The 23,890-nt window shown below is 68.0% G+C and carries 23 protein-coding genes and 1 pseudogene; 12 read left to right on the top strand and 12 right to left on the bottom strand.

Features of this window, described 5'->3' with window-relative positions; translation table 11 throughout:
• On the top strand, positions 1–1,038 hold the full coding sequence (locus BN4348_RS55410) for an LLM class F420-dependent oxidoreductase (protein WP_066917167.1): 1,038 nt from the start codon (positions 1–3) through the stop codon (positions 1,036–1,038).
• Positions 1,039–1,252: 214 nt separating this feature from the next.
• On the top strand, positions 1,253–1,879 hold the full coding sequence (locus BN4348_RS55415; protein WP_211145782.1) for a hypothetical protein: 627 nt from the start codon (positions 1,253–1,255) through the stop codon (positions 1,877–1,879).
• A gap of 12 nt (positions 1,880–1,891) precedes the next feature.
• On the opposite strand, the gene BN4348_RS55420 is transcribed toward BN4348_RS55415, so the two are convergent.
• The gene (locus BN4348_RS55420; RefSeq protein WP_084454625.1) at positions 1,892–3,223 is read right to left on the bottom strand and encodes an MFS transporter; all 1,332 of its coding nucleotides are present in this window, start codon (positions 3,221–3,223) and stop codon (positions 1,892–1,894) included.
• 128 nt (positions 3,224–3,351) lie between these two features.
• Between BN4348_RS55420 and BN4348_RS55425 the strand changes: the two genes are divergently transcribed.
• Complete coding sequence (locus BN4348_RS55425) at positions 3,352–3,633, top strand: hypothetical protein (protein WP_066917169.1); 282 nt, start codon at positions 3,352–3,354, stop codon at positions 3,631–3,633.
• 22 nt (positions 3,634–3,655) lie between these two features.
• Here the strand turns inward: BN4348_RS55425 and BN4348_RS55430 are convergent.
• From BN4348_RS55430 to BN4348_RS55445, 4 genes and pseudogenes are all read right to left on the bottom strand, one after another.
• Positions 3,656–3,781: pseudogene (locus BN4348_RS55430) on the bottom strand (NAD(P)/FAD-dependent oxidoreductase); the annotation flags it as partial.
• A 78-nt stretch (positions 3,782–3,859) separates the two neighbouring features.
• Entirely contained in the window at positions 3,860–5,119 is a 1,260-nt protein-coding gene (locus BN4348_RS55435; protein ID WP_066917171.1) for a GNAT family N-acetyltransferase, read from the bottom strand.
• A 46-nt stretch (positions 5,120–5,165) separates the two neighbouring features.
• Positions 5,166–6,377, bottom strand: a complete 1,212-nt coding sequence (locus BN4348_RS55440) for an acyl-CoA dehydrogenase family protein (RefSeq protein WP_066917172.1) — start codon at positions 6,375–6,377, stop codon at positions 5,166–5,168.
• Positions 6,378–6,404: 27 nt separating this feature from the next.
• Positions 6,405–7,007 (bottom strand): TetR/AcrR family transcriptional regulator, encoded by a 603-nt coding sequence (locus BN4348_RS55445; protein ID WP_066917173.1) that lies wholly within the window; start codon positions 7,005–7,007, stop codon positions 6,405–6,407.
• A gap of 288 nt (positions 7,008–7,295) precedes the next feature.
• Here BN4348_RS55445 and BN4348_RS55450 point away from each other — a divergent pair, with 288 nt between their 5' ends.
• The 3 genes from BN4348_RS55450 (at position 7,296) to BN4348_RS55460 (ending at position 11,016) form a co-directional block, all read left to right on the top strand.
• Positions 7,296–8,900, top strand: coding sequence for a SulP family inorganic anion transporter (locus BN4348_RS55450; protein ID WP_066917174.1), 1,605 nt, complete (start codon positions 7,296–7,298; stop codon positions 8,898–8,900).
• A gap of 249 nt (positions 8,901–9,149) precedes the next feature.
• On the top strand, positions 9,150–10,478 hold the full coding sequence (locus BN4348_RS55455) for a sensor histidine kinase (protein ID WP_066917175.1): 1,329 nt from the start codon (positions 9,150–9,152) through the stop codon (positions 10,476–10,478).
• A 61-nt stretch (positions 10,479–10,539) separates the two neighbouring features.
• Positions 10,540–11,016 (top strand): nitroreductase family deazaflavin-dependent oxidoreductase, encoded by a 477-nt coding sequence (locus BN4348_RS55460; protein ID WP_066917176.1) that lies wholly within the window; start codon positions 10,540–10,542, stop codon positions 11,014–11,016.
• 36 nt (positions 11,017–11,052) lie between these two features.
• On the opposite strand, the gene BN4348_RS61920 is transcribed toward BN4348_RS55460, so the two are convergent.
• From BN4348_RS61920 to BN4348_RS55485, 5 genes are all read right to left on the bottom strand, one after another.
• Positions 11,053–11,433 (bottom strand): hypothetical protein, encoded by a 381-nt coding sequence (locus BN4348_RS61920; protein ID WP_235852824.1) that lies wholly within the window; start codon positions 11,431–11,433, stop codon positions 11,053–11,055.
• Positions 11,434–11,483: 50 nt separating this feature from the next.
• Positions 11,484–12,824 (bottom strand): aromatic ring-hydroxylating oxygenase subunit alpha, encoded by a 1,341-nt coding sequence (locus BN4348_RS55470; RefSeq protein WP_066917177.1) that lies wholly within the window; start codon positions 12,822–12,824, stop codon positions 11,484–11,486.
• Positions 12,825–12,834: 10 nt separating this feature from the next.
• Positions 12,835–14,595 carry an N-acyl-D-amino-acid deacylase family protein gene (locus tag BN4348_RS55475; RefSeq protein ID WP_066917178.1) on the bottom strand — a complete coding sequence of 587 codons (1,761 nt, stop codon included), beginning with the start codon at positions 14,593–14,595 and terminating at the stop codon, positions 12,835–12,837.
• Positions 14,596–14,756: 161 nt separating this feature from the next.
• A complete protein-coding gene (locus BN4348_RS55480) occupies positions 14,757–15,893 on the bottom strand; it encodes a phosphotransferase (protein WP_066917179.1) in 1,137 nt (378 codons plus the stop codon).
• A 110-nt stretch (positions 15,894–16,003) separates the two neighbouring features.
• Positions 16,004–16,624: a TetR/AcrR family transcriptional regulator gene (locus BN4348_RS55485; RefSeq protein ID WP_066917180.1), complete on the bottom strand. Its 621-nt coding sequence runs from the start codon at positions 16,622–16,624 to the stop codon at positions 16,004–16,006.
• A gap of 124 nt (positions 16,625–16,748) precedes the next feature.
• On the opposite strand from BN4348_RS55485, the gene BN4348_RS55490 reads away from it, so the two are divergent.
• Both BN4348_RS55490 and BN4348_RS55495 read left to right on the top strand, forming a co-directional pair.
• Complete coding sequence (locus tag BN4348_RS55490; protein ID WP_211145825.1) at positions 16,749–17,885, top strand: DUF7064 domain-containing protein; 1,137 nt, start codon at positions 16,749–16,751, stop codon at positions 17,883–17,885.
• The gene (locus BN4348_RS55495; RefSeq protein WP_066917182.1) at positions 17,882–18,967 is read left to right on the top strand and encodes a phosphotransferase family protein; all 1,086 of its coding nucleotides are present in this window, start codon (positions 17,882–17,884) and stop codon (positions 18,965–18,967) included. Before BN4348_RS55490 ends, BN4348_RS55495 begins: the two co-directional genes overlap by 4 nt.
• A gap of 7 nt (positions 18,968–18,974) precedes the next feature.
• Here the strand turns inward: BN4348_RS55495 and BN4348_RS55500 are convergent, their stop codons facing one another.
• Positions 18,975–19,436 carry an ATP-binding protein gene (locus BN4348_RS55500; protein WP_066917201.1) on the bottom strand — a complete coding sequence of 154 codons (462 nt, stop codon included), beginning with the start codon at positions 19,434–19,436 and terminating at the stop codon, positions 18,975–18,977.
• 60 nt (positions 19,437–19,496) lie between these two features.
• A complete protein-coding gene (locus BN4348_RS55505; protein ID WP_066917183.1) occupies positions 19,497–19,874 on the bottom strand; it encodes an STAS domain-containing protein in 378 nt (125 codons plus the stop codon).
• A gap of 368 nt (positions 19,875–20,242) precedes the next feature.
• On the opposite strand from BN4348_RS55505, the gene BN4348_RS55510 reads away from it, so the two are divergent.
• The 4 genes from BN4348_RS55510 (at position 20,243) to BN4348_RS55525 (ending at position 23,623) form a co-directional block, all read left to right on the top strand.
• Positions 20,243–21,376 carry a catalase family peroxidase gene (locus tag BN4348_RS55510; RefSeq protein ID WP_276002525.1) on the top strand — a complete coding sequence of 378 codons (1,134 nt, stop codon included), beginning with the start codon at positions 20,243–20,245 and terminating at the stop codon, positions 21,374–21,376.
• The gene (locus BN4348_RS55515; protein ID WP_066917184.1) at positions 21,373–21,966 is read left to right on the top strand and encodes a cytochrome b; all 594 of its coding nucleotides are present in this window, start codon (positions 21,373–21,375) and stop codon (positions 21,964–21,966) included. The genes BN4348_RS55510 and BN4348_RS55515 overlap by 4 nt, the downstream gene beginning before the upstream one ends.
• 18 nt (positions 21,967–21,984) lie before the next feature.
• Positions 21,985–22,653 carry a cysteine hydrolase family protein gene (locus tag BN4348_RS55520; RefSeq protein ID WP_066917185.1) on the top strand — a complete coding sequence of 223 codons (669 nt, stop codon included), beginning with the start codon at positions 21,985–21,987 and terminating at the stop codon, positions 22,651–22,653.
• Positions 22,654–22,729: 76 nt separating this feature from the next.
• Positions 22,730–23,623, top strand: coding sequence for a fructose bisphosphate aldolase (locus BN4348_RS55525; RefSeq protein WP_066917186.1), 894 nt, complete (start codon positions 22,730–22,732; stop codon positions 23,621–23,623).
• The last annotated feature ends 267 nt before the right edge of the window (positions 23,624–23,890 follow it).

The raw sequence follows: 23,890 nt of genomic DNA on the forward strand, positions 1-23,890 counted from the left end.
ATGCGGATCGGATTGGGGATCAATTACGCGGGCGGGTTCAAGGACGTCGCCGCCGAAGTGGCCGACCTGGAACGAGCCGGGTTGGACATCGTCTTTGTCCCCGAGGCGTATTCGTTCGATGCGGTGAGCGCGCTGGGCTATCTGGCGGCGAGCACGGAACGGGTTCAGCTGGCCTCGGGCATCCTGCAGCTCTACACCCGCACCCCCACGCTGACCGCGATGACCGCAGCCGGCCTCGACTACGTCTCCGACGGCCGGTTCACGTTAGGTCTGGGCGCCTCCGGCCCTCAGGTCATCGAGGGTTTCCACGGGGTGCCCTACGACGCCCCGATCGCGCGCACCCGCGAGGTCATCGACATTTGCCGGCAGGTGTGGCGGCGCGAAACCGTGCAACATCAGGGCAAGCACTACGTGATCCCGCTGCCCGCCGGCCAGGGCACCGGTCTCGGCAAGCCGCTGAAACTCATCAATCGTCCTGTCCGAGAGCGCATCCCGATACTGGTGGCGGCACTGGGACCCAAGAACGTCGAGCTGGCCGCCGAGATTGCCGAAGGCTGGCAACCGATCTTTTTCCTGCCGGAGAAAGCGCGCGACGTATGGGGTGACGCGCTGGTTGCCGGCCGGGCCAAGCGCGACCCGGCGCTGGGGGACGTCGACATCTACGCGGGACCGGTCCTGGCCATCGGCGAAAACGTCGAGCCACTGCGCGAATTCGTCAAGCCGCACCTGGCGCTCTACATCGGCGGAATGGGCGCCAAGGGCAAAAATTTCTATCACACCCTGGCTACCAAATACGGCTACGGGCCCGAAGCCGACCGGATCCAGGAGCTCTACCTGGCGGGCGACAAGGACGGCGCGGCCAAGGTGGTGCCCGACGACCTCGTGCGCGACGTCAACTTGATCGGTACCCGCGAGTTCGTCAGGGAGCGCGTGGCGGCGTTTCGGGAGGCGGGAGTGACCACCTTGAACGTGGCACCCATCGCCGGGTCGTCCGCCGAACGGATCAAGCTGATCGAGACGCTCCGCGAATTGCTCTGACCGCCCAAGGCTCGCGGGCGCCGGGTGCGCCAGTCGAACCGCCCCGGGAAATCCGGCTCTCGTGTCGCGACCTGCCGAGACCTCGCGTGCCATAGCATGGGTGAATCGCGCCGGCGAACGGTAGGAAGCAACCCAAATGGACGTGGACCGAATCACCCACCCGCTGCGACTGGCCAGAGGATCGCATCAGCCCGGATCGGGCAAAGGGTGTGCAATGAACGCGATTTCGTACATCAAAGGCGACGAGCACATCACCGACTTCCCGGCGACTTCGGCCCGCCCGCTCGCCTCCTTCGTCCAGTTGTGCAACGACCTGCTCGCCGGGCCCGACGGCTATCTTTCACCGCAGGACAGCCTGCTGGTCCTTGACTTGGGGTGGCTAACGGTGGGCACGGCCGATGTCGCCGACACCGTCGTGCACCCATGGGTGGCCAAGCTGCTGGTCAGCCCGCCGTGGGGCGTTGTGCAATACGCCGAGAACGCTGCGGCCGAGGCCATCGCCGACATCGCCGAACTGCATCGCCGGCTCGCCCCCGGCGAGACGCCGCCAATCGCCGAATGGGATGGCGCCGCCCGCGCCGCGCGCGCGGTCCGTACCACGCCGGTGACCGCCGAACGGTACGCGGTCCGGGCCGCCTGTCAATCGACCGCGTTCGTTGAGGCCGACGACTGGGACACGCTAGATGCCGTAACCGGCAACGCCCTCAAAGCGCACAGATTGGCGAACGCGGATGTTGGAGCCGCCCGCGTCGTGGAGTTAACGCGCAACGCCATTCGCTCATGGCGGCGGTTGGCAGGGTTGAGCGTTGTCGGCACAATACGCGACGCCGCGGCGGCGTAGGACCCCACCGAATCAACTCTGGCGGTGAGGAGCCCGTCGCAGCCGCAGCGCGCGACTCACCGCCGTTGCCAACGCCAGCAGCGAGATCGAGCCCAGAATCATCGTCGAGACCGCGGGCCCGACTGTGGTCAGTATCAGGGGCAGGCCGAAGCCGATGTAGGTCACCACGTAGAACGCTCCCACGAGCGCACCACGCAGGCGCCGCGGCGCCGCGGCTTCGAGATCGATCAAGCCGTCGCGCAGGCAAAGGCCCGACGCGCACCCCAGGATCAAGAAAACCGACAGGCCCAGGGGCAGCGAGATGGTCGGCGGGGCCACCGCGGTGACCGCGTATCCCAGCGCGGCCAGCAGTGCGCCCGCGGTGCCGGCGTGCGGCCCCCAACGAAGCGCGCGGGCGAGTACCTGAATGAGTCCGCTGACACCATTGACGATCAGCGTGGCGGTGCCCGCGGCCACGGGTGCCGCAAGTCCGGTGTGCAACCGGCCGGGAATCGTGATGAACCCCAGCGTCGCCGACGCGAACACCCAGGGGGCCAGCGGCATGGCCCAGCTCAGCGCCCACGCGGTGCCCTGCCGAGCCGCCGCGGACGGCTCCCAGTCGTGCGCAGTTGCCGGTGCGGTCGCGTTTCCCCGTCGGACCGTCGCGACTGAGAAAACCATCGCCGCCACGACAAGGGCGGCGGCCAGCCCGAACGACCACCGGATGCCGGGTTGTCCGGACCGCGCGATCAGACCCGCAGCGAACGGACCGAGGGCGAAGCCGCCGAGCAACACCGCTCCGGCGGTGCCCGCCCCGGCGGGACCTTTCAGGTCGGACGCCCATGCGGTGCAGGAACTCATCAAGAGACCAACGCCGATTCCGACGATCAAACGTCCCACCAGCAGCGCGTCGGCCTGCTGCGAGAAGAGCATCGCCACGGTCCCCACCAGAGTGGCCGTCGCGCCCGCCAGCGCCACCGCCTGACGCCCGAGCGCATCGGACAGCCGCCCGCCGACGAGCAGTCCGGGCAGTAACCCCAGCGCGTAGATCGCGAAGATGGCGTCGAGCCTGGTCGCATTGAGGTGTTGGCGGTCGCTGATCAAGGGCATCAGCGCGACGAAGTGATTGGCGACCCAGCCCGTCGCCAACACCAGGGCCAAGACGCTGACGAACGTCGCTTGCCCCGCACGCGGGTCTGCGTGCTCTTCCAGCGTGACCGCCGCCGGCGGTGGCCCGCTTGGCAGGGCGGTCGACCCTTTCGACGAGAGCACGGATTTTCCCCCTGAGATCTGAACTGCGTGGGCGGCCGACGACAGGTACTGGACAATGCCGCCGAGGGAGTTATTCCCGCTGAACCAACTCATTGCACAGCCTCGCGCGGGTTCTGCCGACGGGTCCTGCAAACGCGCGGCTATCCAGCGCAAAGCGCGGGTAAGGTTTGAAATCGTCCGATTTGGTGTACAGATAGCTCACTGCGAACCCAGGAGGGCAAATGATGAAGCAAATTGCTGCGGCAACGGTTGCGGTGGCCGCGCTGCTGTCCGGCGGGTGTTCTGCCTCACAGGTGATCAACACCGGAGGCGACACCAAGTGCAAGGACTTCACCACGCAGGACGAGAAGAAGCAAAGCGACGAGGTCAGCAAGATGCTCAAGGACAAGAGCGGCGCCGACCCGACCAGTATGGAGATATCCGCCACGCGTTTGTCGGCCACGACGTGGTGCCAGACGCTGGGCAAGCCGGACTCCAAGATCTCCGAGGCGCCCCACGGCTGACGCCGGATGGGCTGCGGCGCAGCTAATTTAGGACGAGATCGGCCGGCAGCGCGTCGCTGACCATGGCTTCGGCGAGCAACTCGCCCAGCAGGGGGCCGAACTTCATCAGGTTGCTCCCGACGAACGCGACGACGCGGCCGCGGCGCGCCGACGCGACCGGCGCCGCCTGCCGCGAGCCCGCATATCCCCGCCCCGACGATGGCAATCACTTCGTCCCCCGGCGGTCTCAGAAAAAGAATCCGGCGTGTGGTGCGTCGGCCACCGCGAACAACCGATCGGCGATCCCCAGCGCCTCCGGATCGGCGGCGCGGACCAGCCCCGCGGCGGCGAGGCTGCGCCAGGTCGTGCCCCCGAGCAGAACCGCGGCGAGGCCTTCGACGCCGACGTGTAGCCGGGCGGGCCGGTCGGTCGGTTCCGCGCCGTCGCGCGTGAGGGCGAAGCCGGCCGAATTGTGCGGCAGCAGAGGGTCATCCACCGCGATCGTGATCGACCCGTCGCCGACGTATCGGCGCGCCGCCAGCGCCGCTTGCGCGTCGACGACGCGTAGCCACGTCTCGTCGCGCACCGCGGTCACCCGCACGGCCCGCCGGTCCATCAGCAACCAGGGCAGCGGATCGTCGACGGGCATCATCCAGAACACCACGCGATCGATGAGATCGAGCCCGAGCAGGAAGCGCAGCAGGCCCAGATAGGCGTCGGGCGTGGGCGCGAAGAAGTCCTCGACGGCGATGGTGCGCTGGTCGCTGACGAACCACGCCTCGGTGTCGACCGGGCGGTAGCGGGCGAAACCGGTCTCGCGGCCCGGGTCGCCATGCACCGCGACATACGAAGGGCCCGGCGAGGATTCGGTGCGCATCCGCACGCTGTGCCACCAGACCCCCGGGCGATCGATGGTTCCCGGGCGCGGCGGTCGATGCGCGGCGTAAATCCGGGGCAGGACGTCCCACGCCTCACCCATGTCCAGCAGTCGCACCGGACCACCGGTCCCCACCTCGGGACGCAACGCCGCCCGTGCCGTGTGGACCTCCACCGTCTGCGACGAGCTCGCCACCCCATAGCCGAACCGCTCATAGATCGTCGCCTCCGAGGCGCGCAGCGTCGCGACCACCTCGCCCCGGGCGGCGAAGTCGTCCAGCTGATGGCGGATCAGCTCGGTGGCGATCCCCTTGCGGGTGAACGACGGCAGCACCCCGATGTGCGTCACGGCGGCATGACCGACGACCGCCCCNCCCCGGAGGTGCGTCACGGCGGCATGACCGACGACCGCCCCGCCGGGGAGGGTGAGGCCGCTCGTCACGGCGTCGGCGGTGCCGACCAGCTGGCCGCCGGCGAAGGCACCGACCGTGCGGCCCGGCTCGAGCAGCTTGGTGATCTGGCCGGGCGCCAGGTTCGACAGCGGCGCAAACCCGACCATCGCGGCGCGGAACACGTTGGCCGCGGCGATCAGGTCGTCCTCGCCGTCGAGGACGCGGATGTCGGAGGTCATGCCGCCATCATGGCGCGTGCGGTGTCCGACGGCTCCGGCGCGGTGCCTATCGGATTTGCAGGCCCGTCAGGGCGCGCGAAATGACCAGGCGCTGAATCTCGCTGGTGCCCTCGAAGATGGTGAAGATCTTCGCATCGCGGTGCATCCGCTCCACGGGGTAGTCGCGGGTGTACCCGTTGCCGCCCAGGATCTGGATGGCCTCGTCGGTTACGTAGACCGCGGTCTCGCTGGCCACCAGCTTGGCCATCGAGCCCTCCGCCGAGTCGAAGCTCTGGTTGTTGCGCGCCATCCAGCCGGCGCGCCACACCAGCATGCGTGCCGCGTCGATGCGGCTCTTCATGTCGGCCAGCTTGAACGCGATGGCCTGGAACTCGCCGATCTTGCGGCCGAATTGCTCACGCTGGCAGGCATAGTCGAGGGCGTATTCGTAGGCGGCCCGTGCCACGCCGACGGCCATCGCACCGACCGTGGGCCGGGTGCGCTCGAAGGTCTTCATCGCCGCCTGTCCGCGCGACGAGGCGCCGGACTTGACCCGGGCGATGCGCTCCTCGAACTTCGCCCGGCCGCCTAGGATCGTGTCCTCGGGGAGCCGGACGTTGTCCAGCACCACCTCGGCGGTGTGCGATGCGCGGATGCCGTGCTTCTTGAACTTCTGGCCCTGCGACAACCCGTGGGTATCCGGCGGGATGACGAAGGTGGCCTGGCCGCGGGTGCCGAGCTCGGGATAGACGGACGCCACCACGATGTGCACGTTGGCGATGCCTCCGTTGGTCGCCCACGTCTTGGTGCCGTTGAGGACCCATTCGCCGGCCGCCTCGTCGAACCGCGCGCGGGTGCGGATGGCGCCGACGTCGGAACCGGCGTCGGGCTCCGACGAACAGAACGCCCCTAGCTTGGGTTCGTCGGGCGTGCCGAACATCTCGGGAAGCCAGCGGCCCAGCTGTTCGGGAGTTCCGTTGCCCGCCAACGCCGCTGCGGCCAGCCCGGTGCCCAGGATGGACAGCGCGATGCCGGCATCACCCCAGAACATCTCCTCGAACGTGGTGAGAAAGCCCAGGCCCGTCGGTTCGGCTGCCTGCTGGGCAAAGAAATCGGGGGAGTACAGGCCCACCTTCGCGGCCTCCTGGATCACGGGCCACGGCGTTTCCTCCCGCTCATCCCATTCCGACGCGGCGGGGCGGATCACGTCGGCCGCAAACTTGTGCACCCAGTCGCGCACCTCGATCACGTCGTCGCTCAGTTGCAGTGAGAATGTCACAGCTTCACTCCTGAAATAGATTGATAGTTAACGGTTCCGGTAGTGGGCGAGGACGCTCACCGTCTGGTTGACCCAGGCCTCGAAGTAACGGTCCTCATCGATGTTGCCGGGCAGTCGCCCGGTCAGGGCTTGCAGCGTCGCGGCGTAGGACAGCGACCCGATCGCCGCGGCCGCGGTCGCCTCGGGATCGGGTATGCGCGTGCGTCCGGAACTATTGGACGCGACCAGCTCGTCGGCGAAACGCTGGTAGGCGTTGTCGGTGATGACCTGCCAGGTCTTCTCCCCGAGATCGCCCAGCTCGTCGGGCTCGCGCAGCATGACCTTGAGCAGTTCCTCGCTTTGTTTCAGGTTGTCCCAGATCAGCCGGCCGGCTGTGCGCACCGCCTGCTCGACGCTGCCGGGCGCCCCGGCGTCGTACTGTTCCCGCGCCGCCACGATGCTGTCGATCCGGTGCGCCACCGCGGCCTCCAGCAGCTCGCGCTTGGAGCCGAAGTGCTTGTACAGCGCGCCGGAACCGGGCGCCAGGCCCGACGCCCGCTGGATGTCGGCCACCGAGGTCGCCGCGTACCCCCTGGCGGCGAACAGGCTCATCGCGGCGGCCAGCAGCCGATCACGTCCCGATGTCTGCATGGTGAGAGAGTACTCTCTCACCTCTGGCCACGAACGCGTGTGTAGCGCAATTCACAGCGCGGGGTGTGCCTCAGCAAAGATTTGCGTTCGGTATGCAGGCGGCTTGTCAGGTTGCTCCCCGTCGGGGAATCCGCATACCGTCGAAATCGGGAGCGAGGCGTTCCCAGTCGAGCGACAACGACTGTCGTGCTTGTAATTGACTGCGCTCCAGACGATTACGTAATCCACACCGCAGCGGTGCGGAGCGGATGGCGAAAAGGCCCTTAAAACCTAGCGAGGAAGCGACCGATGCGGCACGTCAAAGAACCCGGCAATCGGGGTGCTCACTCGCGGCGAAACGACCGTCTGCGCTCCATCATTCGATACGACTTGCCCGCGTCACTGGTGGTCTTTCTGGTCGCGCTCCCGCTGTCGCTGGGTATCGCCATCGCGTCGAACGCGCCGGTACTTGCCGGGCTGATCGCCGCGATCGTCGGAGGGATCGTCGCCGGATGCATCGGCGGGTCACCGCTACAGGTCAGCGGCCCGGCGGCCGGACTCACCGTTGTCGTCGCCGATGTGGTGTCCGAGTTTGGCTGGGGGGTAACGTGTTTGATTACAGCCGCCGCGGGCGCCCTGCAGGTCCTGTTGGGTCTCAGCCGCGTTGCCAGGGCGGCACTGGCCATCTCCCCCGTCGTCGTGCATGCCATGCTGGCCGGAATCGGGCTCACCATCGCGCTTCAGCAGGTGCACGTGCTCCTCGGCGGTCAATCCAAAAGCACTGCCTGGCAAAACGTTGCCGGCCTTCCGGGCCAGGTCCTCGGCGCCCACCGGCCGGGGGTGCTGCTGGGCATTCTGGTGGTCGCCATCCTGGTCGCATGGAAATGGGTACCGGCCAAGGTCGCCCGCGTTCCGGGCGCACTGGTCGCCATCGTGGTGGTGACGGTCATCTCGGTGGTCTTCCCGTTCGACGTGCCACGCATCGAACTGGACGGATCGGTGCTGGACGCGCTGCGGTTACCCGCGTTGCCCCACGGTGATTGGACCGCCGTCGTGATCGCCGTCATCACGGTGACGCTCGTTACCAGCGTGCAGAGCCTGCTGACGGCGGTTTCCGTCGACCGGATGCATCACGGGACGCGCACCAACTTCGACCGCGAGCTGATCGGGCAGGGCGCCGCGAACATCGCCTCGGGCGCGATCGGCGGCCTGCCGATCGCCGGCGTCATCGTCCGCAGCGCGGCTAATGTCAACGCCGGGGCCAAATCCCGCGCGTCTTCGGTCATGCACGGCGTGTGGATCTTGCTGTTCACCCTTCCCTTTGCCGAGTTAGTCGAACAGATCCCCACCGCCGCCCTCGCGGGGCTGCTGATCGTCATCGGAGTGGAGCTGCTCAAGCCGGCCCACATCGAAACCGCCATGCGCAGCGGGGATCTCACCATCTATGTCGTCACCGTGACCGCGGTCGTGTTCCTGAACCTCTTGCAGGGCGTCATGATCGGGCTGGCGCTGGCCATCGCGCTGACGGGCTGGCGAGTGCTGCGGGCCAAGGTGGAAGCGTGCCCCGTGGGTGCACAGTGGCGCGTCGACGTCGGGGGCGCGTGCACCTTTCTCGCGCTACCACGGCTGACCCGCGTGCTGGCATCGGTGCCGGAAGGTGCCACCGCAACGGTCAATATCGCGGTCGACTACCTTGACCACGCTGCGTACCAGGCGATTAGCGATTGGCACCGACTGCACCTGGCCCGAGGCGGCGCCGTCCGATTCCAGGGCACCATCGAGCGGGGCCGGCTCGCTCACCGCCCCGTCGAAGAGCTCTTCGAACCCGAGAATTCCGAAGCGAAGCCGTCGAGCGCCGACCGGCGCGGCGTCCAGCTGACGTTGGTGGAGGCGGTGCCGCCGGCCTCCAGATGAGCTGATCGCCCCGGCGTCGCTCGCCGGGACACGCGCGCGCACCCGTGTGCCAACGCGGGCGGCAAACGCCACGCCTATATCCTGAGGTCGATGTCCAACCCCGGGGCGAACACGCAAGGCGCGATGACACATGAAATCGCTGCCGGGAGCCGGCTGACCGACGGCGCCGGTCGGGCGCGTCGGCGGCCGCCACGGATGGGGTGAGCAATGACCCCCGATGCTCCCGTGTTCGGCCCAGTTCGCCTCCCGATGCGTGTGCTGTCGCTGCGCACCATCGTCATCGTCGCCGCGCTGTCGGTGATCACTCTCGTCGTCCTGTTGGGGGCATGGGTGTGGATCGGCGTCACCAACGATCAGTACAGCCAGCTCGATCGCCGACTGGATTCGGTGAGCAGTTTGGGTGACATCAATACGTTGATCAACGGTGGGCAGCTCACCACCCCCGACCACCCCCTTCCGGACGGCAACCTGGTCCGCACCGCCCGCATCGGCGACGTGACAGTGTCCGTTCCCGGCAACATCGTGCTGCCCCAACTTCCCAACGGCTACGCCAACACCACCATCAACGGGGTGCAGTACCGGGTGCGCACCTTCACCGCCGGACCCGCCTCGATCGCGCTCGCCGCGCCGCTGGCCGAGGCCCAGCATCGAATCAACGAACTACACCTGCGGGTCCTGCTGATCTGCGGCAGCGTCATCGGCGGCACGGTGCTGGTCGGCTGGGTGATCTCCCTGATCATGGTCAATCCGTTCCTGTTGCTGGCCCAGCAGGCCCGCGCCATCAACGCTCAGTCGAGTCCCGACGAGGTGCAGGTCCGTGGCGTCCGCGAGGCCGTGGAGATCGCCGAAGCGGTCGAGGGCATGCTGGCCCGCATCGGCAACGAGCAGGAGCGCACCAAGGCCGCGCTCGAGTCGGCCCGCGACTTCGCCGCCGTCGCCTCGCACGAGCTGCGCACCCCGCTGACCGCCATGCGCACCAACCTGGAAGTGTTGTCCACCTTGGAGTTACCCGCCGAGCAGCGCCACGAGGTGATCGGCGACGTCATCCGCACCCAGAGCCGGATCGAAGCGACGCTGACGGCGCTCGAACGGCTGGCGCAGGGGGAGCTGACCACCGTCGACGATTTTGTCCCCTTCGACATCACCGAGCTCCTGGATCGCGCCGCGCACGACGCGCTTCGCATCTACCCCGGTGTGGACGTGTCGCTGGTGCCGTCGCCCACGGTGCTGATGGTGGGGCTGCCCACCGGGCTGCGGCTGGTCATCGACAACGCCATCGCGAATGCGGTCAAGCACGGTGGGGCCACCGAAATCCAGCTCAACGTCAGCAGTTCCGCCGAGGGCGTCCAGATCGCGGTCGACGACAACGGCACCGGCGTTCCGGAAGGCGAACGCACCGCGGTCTTCGCGCGCTTCTCCCGCGGGTCGACCGCGTCACGAGCGGGCTCCGGGCTGGGGCTCGCGCTCGTCGCCCAGCAAGCCGAATTGCATGGCGGCTCGGCCTCATTGCACGCCAGTCCGCTGGGCGGCACGCGGCTGCTGCTCAAGCTGGCCGGCGACGGGCGCGGCCCGGCATAACGCGCCGTCCGGCATCAGGCGCCTTGACATATATCAGCCAGATTGATATCAATGGTGCGAAATGTCCGACTTCAAACCGCCGGCCTGGCTGAAACCGATCAACAAGGCCGTCATGGCCGTGCAGAAGCTGGGTATCGCCACCGGACCGGTGCGGGTGCTGACGGTGCCGGGCCGCAAGTCGGGACGGCCACGGAGCACGCCGGCGACTCCGTTCGCGCTGGGTGCCGGCGTCTACGTCGTCGGCGGCCATCCCCGCGCGGACTGGGTGCTCAACGCGCGCGCGGCCGGCGCGGGCACCGTCACGCGAGGTCGCCAGTCGGAACGTGTCACCTTCGTCGAGCTCACCGCAGAGCAAGCGCGCCCGGTGCTGCGCGCGTTTCCCGCCAAGGTGCCCCGGGGCGTCGGCTTCTTCAAGCGTTCCGGGCTGGTGCGGCGGGGAACCCCGGATGAGTTCGAGGCCCTCGCGGGCCGCTGCGCGGTGTTCAGGCTCGACGCGGTCTCGGCGAGCGACGCGCAATCCCGCGACGAACCGTTGTAGGTGCACCGTGACGGCGGAAGCGCGCCGCTCGCGGATTCACATCGGGGTGGCCTGCTGGGCCAGGTTCAGCAGGACGTAGGCGAGGCAGAAGAGAAAGTTCAGGACGACCAGGACCAGGCCGGCGAACATCAGCGAACGGGTGCCCTGGCGCTTTAGGCGCTTGACCCGCGCGCCGCGCGCCTCGCGGTTCAGCTGCATCGCGATCAGGGCGAAATTGACGTCTGTGACCTCGTCGTCCGCGACGGGTGCGCCCGCGACCATCTGCTGCAGCCGCTCGGGAGCGGTGTGCACGCCGACGCGCTCGAAGTGGTGACACAGCCGTCGCGCACGCCTTCGACCGAGTGCCTGACATCGCACCTGTACCTGATGCATGAGCTGCCGCCGTTCGTAACCCCACGCCTCGGACGCACTCGTCACAAGCCGGGATTCTAATTCGCCGATGCCCGTTTTCGGGAGGTCTACACCAATTACGTCGACACCTTTTGATCGCCGCTCATCCGCTCGGCGTCGGGCAGGTCGAGGTAGCGCTCGAGGTTGCGATGCATGTTGATCACGCGCCGTTCCTCGCTGGAGAGCACCAGGTGGGTGAAGCCGGGCTGGTGCAGACCGCGCTGCAGGCCGGCGAGCAGGCGGATGTCCTGGGTGAGCACCAGGCCCGGTTCGGCCTCGCCGGCCGTCGAGCGCACCTCCGCCGGTTTGCCGCGCGGCGCGCCGGGCGCCATCCGGGTCATCAGGAACATGACCAGCTCGCCGTGATCGGGATCCGGGCCGGGGCGGGAGCACATGATGGTCAGGTGGTCGGCGTTGGCCAGCAGCGTCATGTTGGGGAACACGTTGTACTGGTGCAGCCGGGTGATCCGGTCGGTGTCGGCCCAGTCGAGGTCCACGCCGCGGCCGGCCGCAAACGCCCGCGTGCGCGCCGCGATCACGTCGGCAACCGTCTCCCCGGGGCGGCGCTCGTCGGCAGGAAACGGCGTGCCTTCGGCGGCGCCCATCAGCGCGCCCTGGGTGTAGACGTAGGCGTCCCAGACCTCTTCGTCGCTCAGCGCGCCGTCAAAGCGCGGGCTCTGCACCCCGTACGGCTGGTCGGACTTGCCCGTGTGACCCCAGATCTGTTGTGGCGCATGGATGTCATCGACGCAGCGCAGCAGCTCGGGATGCAGGGTCTGGATGTGGTAGGTCTCGCTGTAGCCATCGGCGATCGTCTTCCAGTTGGCCTCGACGTCGATGGTGAGCGTCGCGTAGCAGCGGAAGTCGCTCAGCCGGCACCAGGCGATGTCGTCGGGCACCGCCTCCAGGTAGTCGGCCAACGGCATCGCGTCGATGTCGAGGTTGACGAAGACGAGCCCCTCCCAGGTGTCGACCCGGGCCGCAACCAGCGGAAAGTCGGACATCCGCAGCGAGCCGAAGCCCTTGCGGTTGGGCACCCGCTTGAGCATGCCCGCCAGGTCCCAGGTCCAGCCGTGATAGCCGCACTTGAGTTCGCGCAGTCCCGAACCCGAGCCCGCGCACAGGGTGTTGCCGCGATGGCGACAGGCGTTCTGAAACGCGCGCAGCTTCCCGTCGTCGCCCCGCACGATCAGCACCCCGTAGGGGCCGCAGCGGTACTCGAAATAGTCGCCCGGCTCGGCGACGTGGTCGACCATGCAGGCGAGCTGCCACACCTTCGGCCACATCCGCTCGATCTCGAGCGCCGCGAACTCCGGGGAATAGTAGCGCTGCGCCGGCACCAGGGTCGGGCACTGTGGCGGGGTGCCGATCGCGTCCTCGTCCCGGATGCGGGCCGGATTGCCGGTGGGCGCGTTCACGCGTGCAGCCCTAGCGCGCTCCGCGCACCAACCGGCCGGGGCGTGCCCCGGTGTCGACGTCGTTGCGCCGGGTCACGGTCCCGCTGACGATGGTGGCCGCGTAACCGCTGGCTCCCTGCAGGATCCGGTTTCCGCCGGCGGGCAGGTCGAAGGCCATCGCGGCGGGATGCAATGTCAGGGCGTCCAGGTCGATGACATTGATGTCGGCCTTCTTGCCCGGCTCGATGGTGCCGCGATCGGTCAGACCGAACAGGTGAGCCGTGTCGCGGGATTGCTTGCGGATCACGTACTCCAGCGCGAGCTTGTCGCCGCGGTGCCGGTCGCGCGCCCAGTGCGTCAGCAGGAAGGTGGGATAGGAAGCGTCGCAGATCATCCCGCAGTGGGCGCCGCCGTCGGACAGCCCGAGCACGCCGGCGGGGTGCAGCAGCATCTCGCGGATCGCGTCGTGGTTGCCCTCGGCGTAGTTGAACAGCGGCAGCATCAGCATCGCGGTCGCGTTCCGCTCGAGCATCAGGTCGTACAGCGTCGACAGCGCGTCCTCGCCGCGGGCCTTGGCGATCGCCGCGACGGTGCGGTCGGGGGTGGGCTCGTAGTCGGGCGGGTCACCGAGCGCGAAGAGCCGTCCCAGCGAGTGCTGCACCAGGGCGAACATGCCGTCGAACAACAGGGTCGGGTCGGGGGGCAGGTCGTCCTCGGAAAGGATGGCGGCTTTCACCGCGGGGTCGGCCAGGCGCTGGGCGAGCTCGGCACGGCCGTACTCGGCCTTCAGCCGTCGGTAGGTGGGCCGGTGGCTGAAACCGTGATGGCCCTGGAATCCGATCATCATGCCGAACGGCCGCGCCGCAACCTGCGGGTACAACCGGGCGCCCTCGGCGTGCGCGTCCGCGGACAGGTCCAGCATCTCGCGCCACAGGTTCGGGTCGGCATCCACCTGGATGAGGGCGAACGACACCGGCCGGTCGATCTCACCGCTCAGCCGCCGCATCCAGTCCAGTTCCTTTTTGGGCGCGACGATGTCCTCGCCCGCGGATCCCTGGGGGGCGAGCTCGAACACCGCCTGGCCGCCGGCGGCCATCGCCCGCCCGAGGCCGAACAGCTCGTCCTCGGCCGCGTAGGTGCCGGGGACCGGCTCGCCGTCCATCGCGCGGTGGCCCATCGTGCGCGATGTCGAAAAGCCGAGCGCGCCGGCTTCGATCGCCTCCCGCACCAGCCTGCCCATCGCCTCGATGTCGTCAGGTGTCGCCGGCTCGTTGCGGGCACCCCGCTCGCCCATCGCGTAGGCGCGGACGGCGCCGTGGGCGACCTGGCTGCCCACGTCGATCGCGAACTTGTGCTTGCCGATCGCGTCGAGGTACTCGGGATAGGTCTCCCAGCCCCATTCGATGCCCTCGGTCAGCGCGGTGCCGGGGATGTCTTCCACCCCCTCCATCAACTCGATCAGCCACTGCTCGGCGCCGGGCCGCACCGGCGCGAAACCGACGCCGCAGTTGCCGGTCACGATCGTCGTGACGCCGTGGCCGCTGGAGGGCTCGAGCAGCCCGTCCCAGCTCACCTGGCCGTCGTAGTGGGTGTGGATGTCGACGAACCCGGGAGCCACCACATGCCCTGTCGCATCGATGGTTTCGGCCGCTTCCCCCGCCATCGCGGGGTCGTCGGCGCCGCGCCGGACGACGTCGACGATCACGCCGTCCTTGATGCCGATGTCGGCCCGGTAGCGCTCCGCGCCCGTGCCGTCGACGACTGTGCCACCGGTGATCTTCAGGTCGAACATGAGGGCCTCTCCTTGTCGCCATGCGTTGTCGACGTCAGACACGCGGCATTACGCTACGCAGCGTAGCGTAACTACTGACGATATTCCTCCGGATAGATCGAGTCAATGAATCGCCGGAACTTCGCGGCCGAACGCCACGAGCGCGCGATCGCATCGATGCGCTAGAGAGAACTCTTCAGCGCTGCAACGGTTTCCAGGTCGTCGAGCGCGGCCACGCCGCGCCGCAGACCCTCCATGGCGATGCCTTCAACCTGCATTCCGCCCATCCCGGCAGTGATGAGCGGAGCGACATATCCGTACAGCGCGCTCTGGCGGTACCGCAGCCACAGGTCGTCGCGGTCCAGGTCGGGTCCGCCAGCGGCCGCGAGCGCGCGCCGGTAGTCGTCGAGGAGGTCGCGTTGCGTCGCCCGCCGGTCTTCCGGCGTCAGGCTGGTGATCAGCGTGTACGCCAGTTCGCGGGAGGGGTGACCCCGCCGCACCGCCTGCCAGTCCAACAGACCCGCCTTGCCCCCGTAGAAGTACATGTTGCCGGGGTGGGCGTCGCCGTGCATGACGGTGTGCGGGGGAGTGTCGATCAGTGCGGCGACCGCGCGATAGTTGTCGGCGATGAAGCGCCCGTTGTCGACGGGGAACGGGCTGCGCTCGGCGAGGCGCTTCATCGACGCGTGCATCAGCGACCCGGTCAGCAGGGACGTGACGTCTCCGGATGGGGTGTAGAGCCAGCCGAGCGGCCCGCGACCGTCGCGCGACAGCCGGTCCCAGAAGGCGGCGTGCAGGTCGGCGAGCAATTCGACGATGAGGCTGGCCTGGTCGGGGGAGATCGGGTGCAGGGTGTCGGGAAACTCGCACGACTCGCTGGGCAGGTCTTCCAGCACCAGCAGGTACCGGCCCGTCCAGCTGTCGAACGCGGCGCCGTAGGCATACGGCAGGCCGGTGAGCTGCGGCGCGAGTTGGTTGTAGAAGCGCACCTCGGTCTGCCCCAGCCGGCCGAGTTCGCCCATCAACCGGGTGGCGGCGCTCTTGGCGGCGACCTTGACGAACACCGACTCGGGCACGTCTTTCCCGGTCAGCACCAGCCGGGCCCGCGACGACGTCCCCGCGTCCCGGTCCAGGACGCGGACCGACCTGACGGTGGTCCCCAAAACCTTCGACAGGACCCCGGCGTCGACGTCTTCGACGGTGCGGGGCAGCCCCAGGCGCCCGCCCACCACGGCGTCGGTGGTCACGCGGCGGACGCCGTGGCCCAGGTGAGCGGCCAAGCCCGCGACGGACAACGCCTGTCCCGCAAGATTTTTCATCTATAACCGTCCTGGTTCGGTATGCCCGTCACCGGCGGAGCGGGCCGCAATCGCCACAGCGCCCCGTCAGACAAAACTAGCCGAATGTCTGGACTTCAGACAATACCAGATTATTGTCTGATTTGTGGCACCAGCGCCCGCACCACGTATTGCTCGACGAATTGTCGTTTGTCGGCCGCCGGGCGGCGCCGCCAGGAGGGCGCCAGCAGGAACAACGTCGCGGTGTGCAGCCACTGGACGATCGACCGGGGGTCGAGATCGTCGTAGAGACGCCCCGCCGCCTTCCACCGGTTCAGCAATGGCTCGTAGTGCCGCAGCAGTAAGTCCACGAGGGGTTCCGAGCCCTTCTCGAGGGCGGTGGCCACCGCGGTGCTCTCCGCGGCGAACAGCGCCTCGTTCAGCGGGTTGCCGTCCACCGACTCGACCCGCGCCAGGACCATCTCGGGAACCGAGCGGATGGGGTCGTCGGGCGCGGGCAGCGATGTCACCAGGTCGCCCAGCGCCTTGTCCACCCGCATCAGCATCAGGCCCAGCAGCACGTCGTCGCGGGCGGGGAAGTACCGGTACACCGTGGATCGCGACACCCCGGCCTCGTCGGCCACCTCGCCCATCCGGAATTGAGTGTTGCCGCGGCGGACGATGCAGCGGCCCGCGGCGTCGAGGATCAGTCCGCGCGCCTCTTCGTCGTCGTGGATGGCGCGGTCGTCCCCCCACCACCGGCTCGGTTCCATGGCGCCGATGCTACGGGATGCGTTGTGCTACTTCAGTATCTGATGCGCCGGGCAGCCGCTGTCCAACCGTGCGTCGCCGAATCATGTTACGGCGCAGGCGATCAGCATGGCAGAGAGGGCAATGATGGGGTACTCCGCCGCCGACGAGTCATTCACCCACCAGCTCCCGACGACCTTCGACCGGGTGCACGATCCCGACCCGACGTGGTCGGACCGGTGCTACTTCTTCGCCGCCTCGCCAGACGGCACGATGCTGCTGGCCAGCGGCTACGGCAACAACCCGAACACCGCCAGCGGGCTGGGCTACGTCAAGGTCAGCCTCGCCGACGGTCGGCACTGGGATCTGTTGGCCGGCCGGCCGGTGGCGGGCGACGACCGCGCGGACCTCAGTGCCGGGCCCATGCGCTGGACCTGCGTCGAGCCGCTGAAGAAGTGGCGGCTCGACGTCGAACCGAACAACTCGGGCATCGAGTGGGAGTTGTACTACCAGCCCACCGCCCCGATGTGGGAGCTGTTGCCGATGAAGGTGCGCGACAAGGACGGCCAGACGCTGGCCGACATGTACCACATGAAGGAGCCCGGGCGATGGAGCGGCTGGGTGCAGATCGGCGGCGAACGGACCAGCGTCGACGGGTTCCGCGGCGGCCGGGACCGCACGTTCGGCGTGCGCGTTTCGGACAAGATCGACTTCTGGCTGTGGCTCGACGCCGGGTTCGATGACTACGCCATCGAGGCCTGGGTCATCGAATCCACCGACGGCACGGTCAATTACGTCGATGGTGGCGTCACGCACGAGGACGGCACGCTCTCGAAGCGATTCGTCAAGATCGAACACGAGATCGAGTTCGACGGCGACCGCAAGCGCCCCGCCCGCGCGGCGCTGGTGTTCACCGACGAGGACGGCAAGGCCTACCGCCTGTTCGCCGACGCTCCGCATCAGCACGTCAACGCCTACTACGGGTTGCCCATGGCGCATTGCGAGTACGAAGACCTGGGTGGCGGCCGCTACTTCATCCATTTCCGCTGGGATAGCACCGATTACGAGCAGCTCGGGGAGACCGAGGGAAAGTCGATGGCGCTTGATCAACTGATGCGCTTCGAGCAGGACGGCGACACCGGTTGGGGAGTCTTCGAATTGCTGGTCGGGGGACAGGGCTACCGTCGCTACCCCAACTGGGCGGCGATGGACATGTCCGCGTTCACCCAGGACAAGACCCCGGTGGACCGCCTGCCGGCAGACGGGGAAGGGGTCCGTCAATGATGTTGGACGACAACGTGAGTCAGCGCCTGGCGGCTTGGCTGCGTGCGCAGCTGCCCGACGCCGACGACGTGCGCGTCGAAGGCCTTGATCGGGTGAACTTCGGGCATTCGGCCGAAATGGTGATGCTGAGCATCGTCACCCGCCGCGGCGACCGCGATCACCGCCAAGACGCGGTACTGCGCCTGCGGCCCAAACCGCCGGCACTGCTCGAGCCCTACGACCTGGCGCGCCAGTTCACCATCCTGCGTGCGCTGGCGAACACCGCGGTCCGTGTTCCCCGGGCGCTGTGGCTCGAGGAAACCGGCGCGGTACTCGGGAGACCCTTCTTCGTGATGGAACGGGCCGCCGGCCGGGTCTACGAGATGGAGGCGCCGACCGACGTCGCCGACTCGGTCGTGGCGCGGATGTGTCAGAGCCTGGCCGAACAACTCGCGGCCATCCATACGGTCGACCTCGCACGCACTGGGCTCGACGCGCTCGACAGCGGCGGCGACCACCTGGACCGTGAGCTCGACCACTGGGCGGCGGAGCTGGACCGGGTCAAGCGCGGCCGCCTGCCCGCCCTCGAACGGCTGCAGCAGGCGCTGCGGTCCGACAAGCCGGAGCCGTGCCCGAATGTCACTTTGGTGCACGGCGACGCCAAACCGGGCAACTTCGCGTTCGCCGGCGGCGAGGTCAGCGCGGTCTTCGACTGGGAGATGACGACGGTCGGCGACCCGCTGACCGACATCGGCTGGCTCGAGATGCTGTGGATGCAGCCCGTCGGCCTCAGCACCCACCCCGCGGCGCCCGACATCGACGCCTTGCTCGCGCATTACGAGTCGGCCAGCGGGATCGCGATCCAGAACCGCCCGTGGTACCGCGCGTTCAATGCCTACAAGATGGCCGTCATCTGCCTCATCGGCGCGATGCTGATCGACGACGGCCACAGCGACGACCAAAAGCTCGTGCTCGCCGCCTACGGCACGTCGCTCATGACAAAAGCGGGGCTCACCGAACTGGGAGTCGAGGAACCCCTCGAGGACGGTCCCGTCCTGCCGCGCGACGAACGCATCCAGCAGGTCCTCGCGCCGGCGACCTGACGCGTTTTCAGGCGTTGGACCGCTCGGCCCGTCGTGACAGGTCGGTCCAGACCAAGGTGACGTGTGTCCCTCGGGGGGTGCGGTCGATGGTCACCCGATCGGCGAGCGCCCGCATCAGCGGAATGCCGCGCCCCCGGACCTGTGGCCGGCGCGGCACGGCGGCCGGCTCGGGCAGCTTCCGGCGCCATCGGCCGCGGTCATTGACGGTGACGGCGAGCGTGTCGGCAACGTCGTCGTAGGCTGCGCTGAGGTCCATGGTCCCGTGCCGCGGCGCGTCGACGTACGCGAATTCGGCGGCGTTGGCCAGCGCTTCGTTCACCGCAAGGAGCAGGTCGTTGCTGCGCTCGGCGCCCAGCCGGAAGTGCCTCTCGAGCCACTTTTTGAACTCCGCTCGGATCCGAGCGGCGCTTCGCGCGTCGGCGGCCACCCGCCTCCGCACGAAGCGGGTTCGGTCATCGATGTCGGACACCTCATCCGGCCCGTGTTCGGAGCGTCCCATCGCCCAGCTGCATCCTCACTCTGTCAGGGTTCACCCATCGGCGATGCGGCTCAGCGCGCTGTCGAGCGTGCTGTAGAGCGCCAAGACTTTGTCCAAGCCCATGAGCTTGATCGGCCTGCTGGTGGCCGGGCCGTTCGCGACGACCGCGAATCGCGTCGGCGGCGCGACCTCGGCCTGCGCCGTCACCAGGACGGTCATCCCCGCCGAGGCCAAGAAATCGACCTTGGTCAGGTCAATGACCAGCGCCGGCGGTCGCTCGGCCAGCGCGGCGCGTACCGCCTCGGCGAGCTGCGGCGCGCTGAGCATGTCCACTTCACCCGAGACGCTCAGCACGACCGCGTCGTCTAGCTGGTGTTTTCCAACGTCGAAGGTCGTCGGATCGACTGAATTGCCGGATTGTTCGATCATGCTTCGTCACTCACATTCGCCCCTTGCGGGACACCGAGAAATCACACAGCCTTTGCCAAGCCGGGGCTGTCGACTCAACCCGCGTAACACGCCTTGTCAGGGAGAAAGGCTCCATCTCTTCTGCACCGCTGAGCGGCGGCGCAGCCGCACGTGTTTAGACAATTTTAGGCCATGGCGAAAACGACGCCTGCGGCCGTCGCTTTGTGTCCAATCCGACTGAACGAATCCGGGCGCCCTGCCGTAGTCCGAATGTGCGCGATCCTCGCCGCAGATATTGCGCACGGCAGCCTCCCGTGGGTGAATGCGTCCACCGATTTCGTTCCCAGGCTGCGCGGCTTGGCCCGGAAAGTGGGGGAGGGACGGTGGGCATGGAGCCCGGTGATCACGATGGCGACCCGGACGACGAAACCGGTGAGACCGGGCCCGCGCGCCGCCTCGCGCTGACCCGACGAAGCGCCCTGCTCGGCATGGGCGCGGTCGCCGGCTTCGCGGCGGTGGATGTGGGCGGGTTCGCCTACGCCGGCGGCTGGCTGCGGCCGGGCACTCCGACGCCGCTTACCCCTGCACGGTTCGCCGATCGCTTCGAGCAGGTCGCCGGCCGTCATGACGGCTTCCGGCGAAACCATGCCAAAGGGCTCGCGGCCACCGGCTCTTTTGCGAGCAACGGGGCGGGCGCGGCCATCTGCCGGGCGGCGGTCTTCCGGGTGGGCACCGTTCCGCTCGTCGGCCGGTTCTCGCTAGGTGGCGGCGTGCCGGATCAGGCGGACAAGCCCGACACGGTGCGGGGTCTCGGGCTGCTGTTCCAGGCGGGCGGCCAGCAGTGGCGCACCGCGATGATCAACCTGCCTGTCTTCACCGACAGCACCCCCGAGGGCTTCTATGAACGCTTGCTCGCGTTCAGACCGGTGCCCGGCACCGGCAAGCCCGACCCGCAGCAGATAGCCGCATTCCTCGATCGCCATCCCGAGACCGTCGCGGCAATGAAGATCATCAAGCAGTCGCCGCCCAGTGCGGGGTTCGCGGACAGCACGTTTTACGGGCTCAACGCGTTCTGGTTCACCAACAGCGCCGGGGCGACGGTTCCGGTGCGTTGGTCGGTCGTTCCGCAGAACGCCGTCGGGGCCGGCGGCCCGCAGCCACCGCGCGGCAAGGACTACCTCTTCGACGACCTCATCCGCGCGCTGGCACAGGGGCCACTGAAGTGGCGGCTGGTGCTCACCGTCGGAGAGCCGGGCGATCCGACCAACGACGCCACCAAACGGTGGCCGCAGTCGCGGCGGTCGATCGACGCCGGCACCATCACCATCGCCGCGGTGCAGACCGAGCAGGCCGGCAACGCGCGAGATATCAACTTCGATCCGTTGGTGCTGCCGGACGGCATCACCGCGTCCGACGATCCGCTGCCCCCGGCGAGATCGGCCGTGTACGCGCGCTCCTCCACGCGCCGCGCCGAGGAGCCCAAATCGCCCAGCGAGGTCAACGTGGCGCAGGTGCTCGCATGACCGCCCAGGCGAACGAAACCGCCATCGCACCAAGGCGTTTCGCCCTCCCCTCCCGGATTCTGCACTGGCTGATGGCGCCGATGGTCATCGCGCAGCTGCTCATCGGCGTGATCATGATCGCCTCGTTGCGCTATTACCCGCTGCTGTTGGCCATCCATCGGCCGTTGGGGGTGTTGATCCTCGCGTTCGCCGTCGTGCGGCTGGCGAACCGGCTCACCCACCGGCTGCCACCTTTCCTGGCCACGATGAGCCGCGCCGAACGGCGCATCGCGTCCTGGTCGGAATACCTCTTGTACGCGCTGTTGCTGCTGCAGCCCCTGATCGGGTGGGCCATGCTCTCGGCGGCGCGATTCCCGATCACCCTGGCGGGGCCGCTTCAGCTCCCGGGCATCGCGCCGCACAACCTCGACCTGTACGCGGTGCTCCGCCAGGCCCACAACGTGGGGGCGTTCCTGCTATTCCTGACGTTCACCGCCCACGTCTGCGCGGTGCTGTTCCACACGCTGGTGCTGGGGGACGGGCTGCTGGACCGCATGGCGGTCTGGCCCAGCAAGCGGGCCGCACGGCGGGAGGACGAGGCCGCGGTGTGACCGCCGTGTCGTGCGAATATGACCGACGTGACGTACGAGAAGGACCTCACCGGCCTGGTTGTGATCGATCCGTACAACGACTTCATCTCCGAGGGCGGAAAGGTGTGGGATCGCCTCAAGGGCGTCGCCGAAGCCAACGGGTGCGTTCCGCACATGCGTCAAGTCCTCGACGCCGCACGAGCCGCGGGCATCCGCGTTTGCTACGCGCTGCACCACCGTTACCGGCCCGGCGACTACGAGACTTGGAAGTACATCGCGCCGATTCAGAAAGCCGCGTGGTCGCGCAGGACGTTCGAATACGGAACCTGGGGCGGTGAACTCCGCCCCGGGTTCGAGCCTCAACCGGGTGACCTCGTCGCCCAAGAGCACTGGTGTTCCAGCGGTTTCGCCAACACCGACTTGGACCTGCTACTCAAGAAGCGCGGCATCCATCGGCTCGTGATGATGGGGCTCATCGCGCACACCTGCCTCGAGGCGACCGTTCGGTACGGCGCCGAGCTCGGCTATGACGTCACGGTGGTCAAGGACGCGACCGCCAGCTATTCGGACAGGGAAATGCACGCCGCTCTCGAGGTCAATATGCCGAATTACGCCAGCGCCATCCTCACCGCGGACGAGGTCATCGACGCGCTGAAGCCGCGTTGCAGTGACCACGGCCCGCACACCCCATCCTGCGGGACCGACTGACGACCTGGCTGCTCGCGCCCCGATGGGACGAATATGATCGGCACCCGACAGTGCCACGAGGGAGTGGGGAAGTTCCATGCCGAACCAGCAGCAAGCCGACCGGATGACATCGGGCAAGGGATTCATCGCAGCGCTCGACCAGAGCGGGGGCTCGACGCCCAAAGCGCTGCGCCTGTATGGCATCAAGGAGGACGCGTACTCCTCCGAGGAGGAGATGTTCGACCTGATCCACGAGATGCGCTCGCGGATCATCACCTCCCCGGCGTTCAACGGCGACCGGGTGCTGGCGGCGATCCTGTTCGAGCAGACCATGGACCGCGACATCGAGGGCAAGCCGTCGACCACCTACCTCTGGGAGACCAAGGGCGTGGTGCCCATCCTCAAAATCGACAAGGGCCTGGCGGAGGCGTCCGACGATGTGCAGCTGATGAAGCCGATGCCGGGACTGGACGACCTGTTGGAGCGGGCCGTGAGCAAGGGCATCTTCGGCACCAAGGAGCGGTCGGTGATCGGCGGCGCCAACGCGGCGGGCATCGCCGCGATTGTCGCCCAGCAGTTCGAGGTCGGCCATCAGGTGCTGTCGCACGGCCTGGTGCCCATCCTCGAGCCCGAGGTCACCATCTCGATACCGGACAAGGCCGAGGCCGAGGGCATCCTTCGCGACGAGATCACCAAGCAGCTGGAGACCGTGCCCGACGGGGAGCGCGTGATGATCAAGCTGAGCCTGCCCACCGAGGTCAACTTCTACCGTCCCCTGATCGAACACCCGAAGGTGATGCGGGTGGTCGCCCTGTCCGGCGGCTACTCCCGCGACGAGGCCAACGAGCTGCTGGCCAAGAACACGGGGCTGATCGCCAGCTTCAGCCGCGCGCTCACCGAGGGCCTCTCGGTCGACCAGTCCGACGAGCAGTTCAACGCCACGCTGGACAAGTCGATCCAGTCGATCTATGAGGCTTCGGTCGCCGGCTGATCCCGCACGGGCCGATCACCTGAAGTGCGCATTGGCGATCTCCCCGGCGATCCCCACGGCGCGATCGACCACTTGAGAGACCGAGCCCGGACGAAGTCACGCCGGCCAACACCTTCGACGATGGTGCCACGCGCCCTCCGTGCAATCGCCTCGTCCATTGACGGCACCGGGGTTTTCGATTCGGCCCACGGCATGCAACGGGATCCTTGCATCCCGCGCCTACCCGGACCCAATGCCAATCGGTGAAGGGCCCCATCGGCGTTAATG

The sequence above is a fragment of the Mycobacterium interjectum genome (assembly GCF_900078675.2).
In the GTDB taxonomy this organism is placed as follows: Bacteria; Actinomycetota; Actinomycetes; order Mycobacteriales; family Mycobacteriaceae; genus Mycobacterium; species Mycobacterium interjectum.

Coding starts and splice junctions, on each gene's coding strand:
- BN4348_RS55410 (WP_066917167.1), top strand. CDS start 1: ATGCGGATCGGATTGGGGATCAATTACGCGGGCGGGTTCAAGGACGTC.
- BN4348_RS55415 (WP_211145782.1), top strand. CDS start 1,253: ATGAACGCGATTTCGTACATCAAAGGCGACGAGCACATCACCGACTTC.
- BN4348_RS55420 (WP_084454625.1), bottom strand. CDS start 3,223: ATGAGTTGGTTCAGCGGGAATAACTCCCTCGGCGGCATTGTCCAGTAC.
- BN4348_RS55425 (WP_066917169.1), top strand. CDS start 3,352: ATGATGAAGCAAATTGCTGCGGCAACGGTTGCGGTGGCCGCGCTGCTG.
- BN4348_RS55445 (WP_066917173.1), bottom strand. CDS start 7,007: ATGCAGACATCGGGACGTGATCGGCTGCTGGCCGCCGCGATGAGCCTG.
- BN4348_RS55450 (WP_066917174.1), top strand. CDS start 7,296: ATGCGGCACGTCAAAGAACCCGGCAATCGGGGTGCTCACTCGCGGCGA.
- BN4348_RS55455 (WP_066917175.1), top strand. CDS start 9,150: ATGCGTGTGCTGTCGCTGCGCACCATCGTCATCGTCGCCGCGCTGTCG.
- BN4348_RS55460 (WP_066917176.1), top strand. CDS start 10,540: ATGTCCGACTTCAAACCGCCGGCCTGGCTGAAACCGATCAACAAGGCC.
- BN4348_RS55475 (WP_066917178.1), bottom strand. CDS start 14,595: ATGTTCGACCTGAAGATCACCGGTGGCACAGTCGTCGACGGCACGGGC.
- BN4348_RS55480 (WP_066917179.1), bottom strand. CDS start 15,893: ATGAAAAATCTTGCGGGACAGGCGTTGTCCGTCGCGGGCTTGGCCGCT.
- BN4348_RS55485 (WP_066917180.1), bottom strand. CDS start 16,624: ATGGAACCGAGCCGGTGGTGGGGGGACGACCGCGCCATCCACGACGAC.
- BN4348_RS55490 (WP_211145825.1), top strand. CDS start 16,749: ATGGGGTACTCCGCCGCCGACGAGTCATTCACCCACCAGCTCCCGACG.
- BN4348_RS55495 (WP_066917182.1), top strand. CDS start 17,882: ATGATGTTGGACGACAACGTGAGTCAGCGCCTGGCGGCTTGGCTGCGT.
- BN4348_RS55505 (WP_066917183.1), bottom strand. CDS start 19,874: ATGATCGAACAATCCGGCAATTCAGTCGATCCGACGACCTTCGACGTT.
- BN4348_RS55510 (WP_276002525.1), top strand. CDS start 20,243: ATGGAGCCCGGTGATCACGATGGCGACCCGGACGACGAAACCGGTGAG.
- BN4348_RS55515 (WP_066917184.1), top strand. CDS start 21,373: ATGACCGCCCAGGCGAACGAAACCGCCATCGCACCAAGGCGTTTCGCC.
- BN4348_RS55520 (WP_066917185.1), top strand. CDS start 21,985: ATGACCGACGTGACGTACGAGAAGGACCTCACCGGCCTGGTTGTGATC.
- BN4348_RS55525 (WP_066917186.1), top strand. CDS start 22,730: ATGCCGAACCAGCAGCAAGCCGACCGGATGACATCGGGCAAGGGATTC.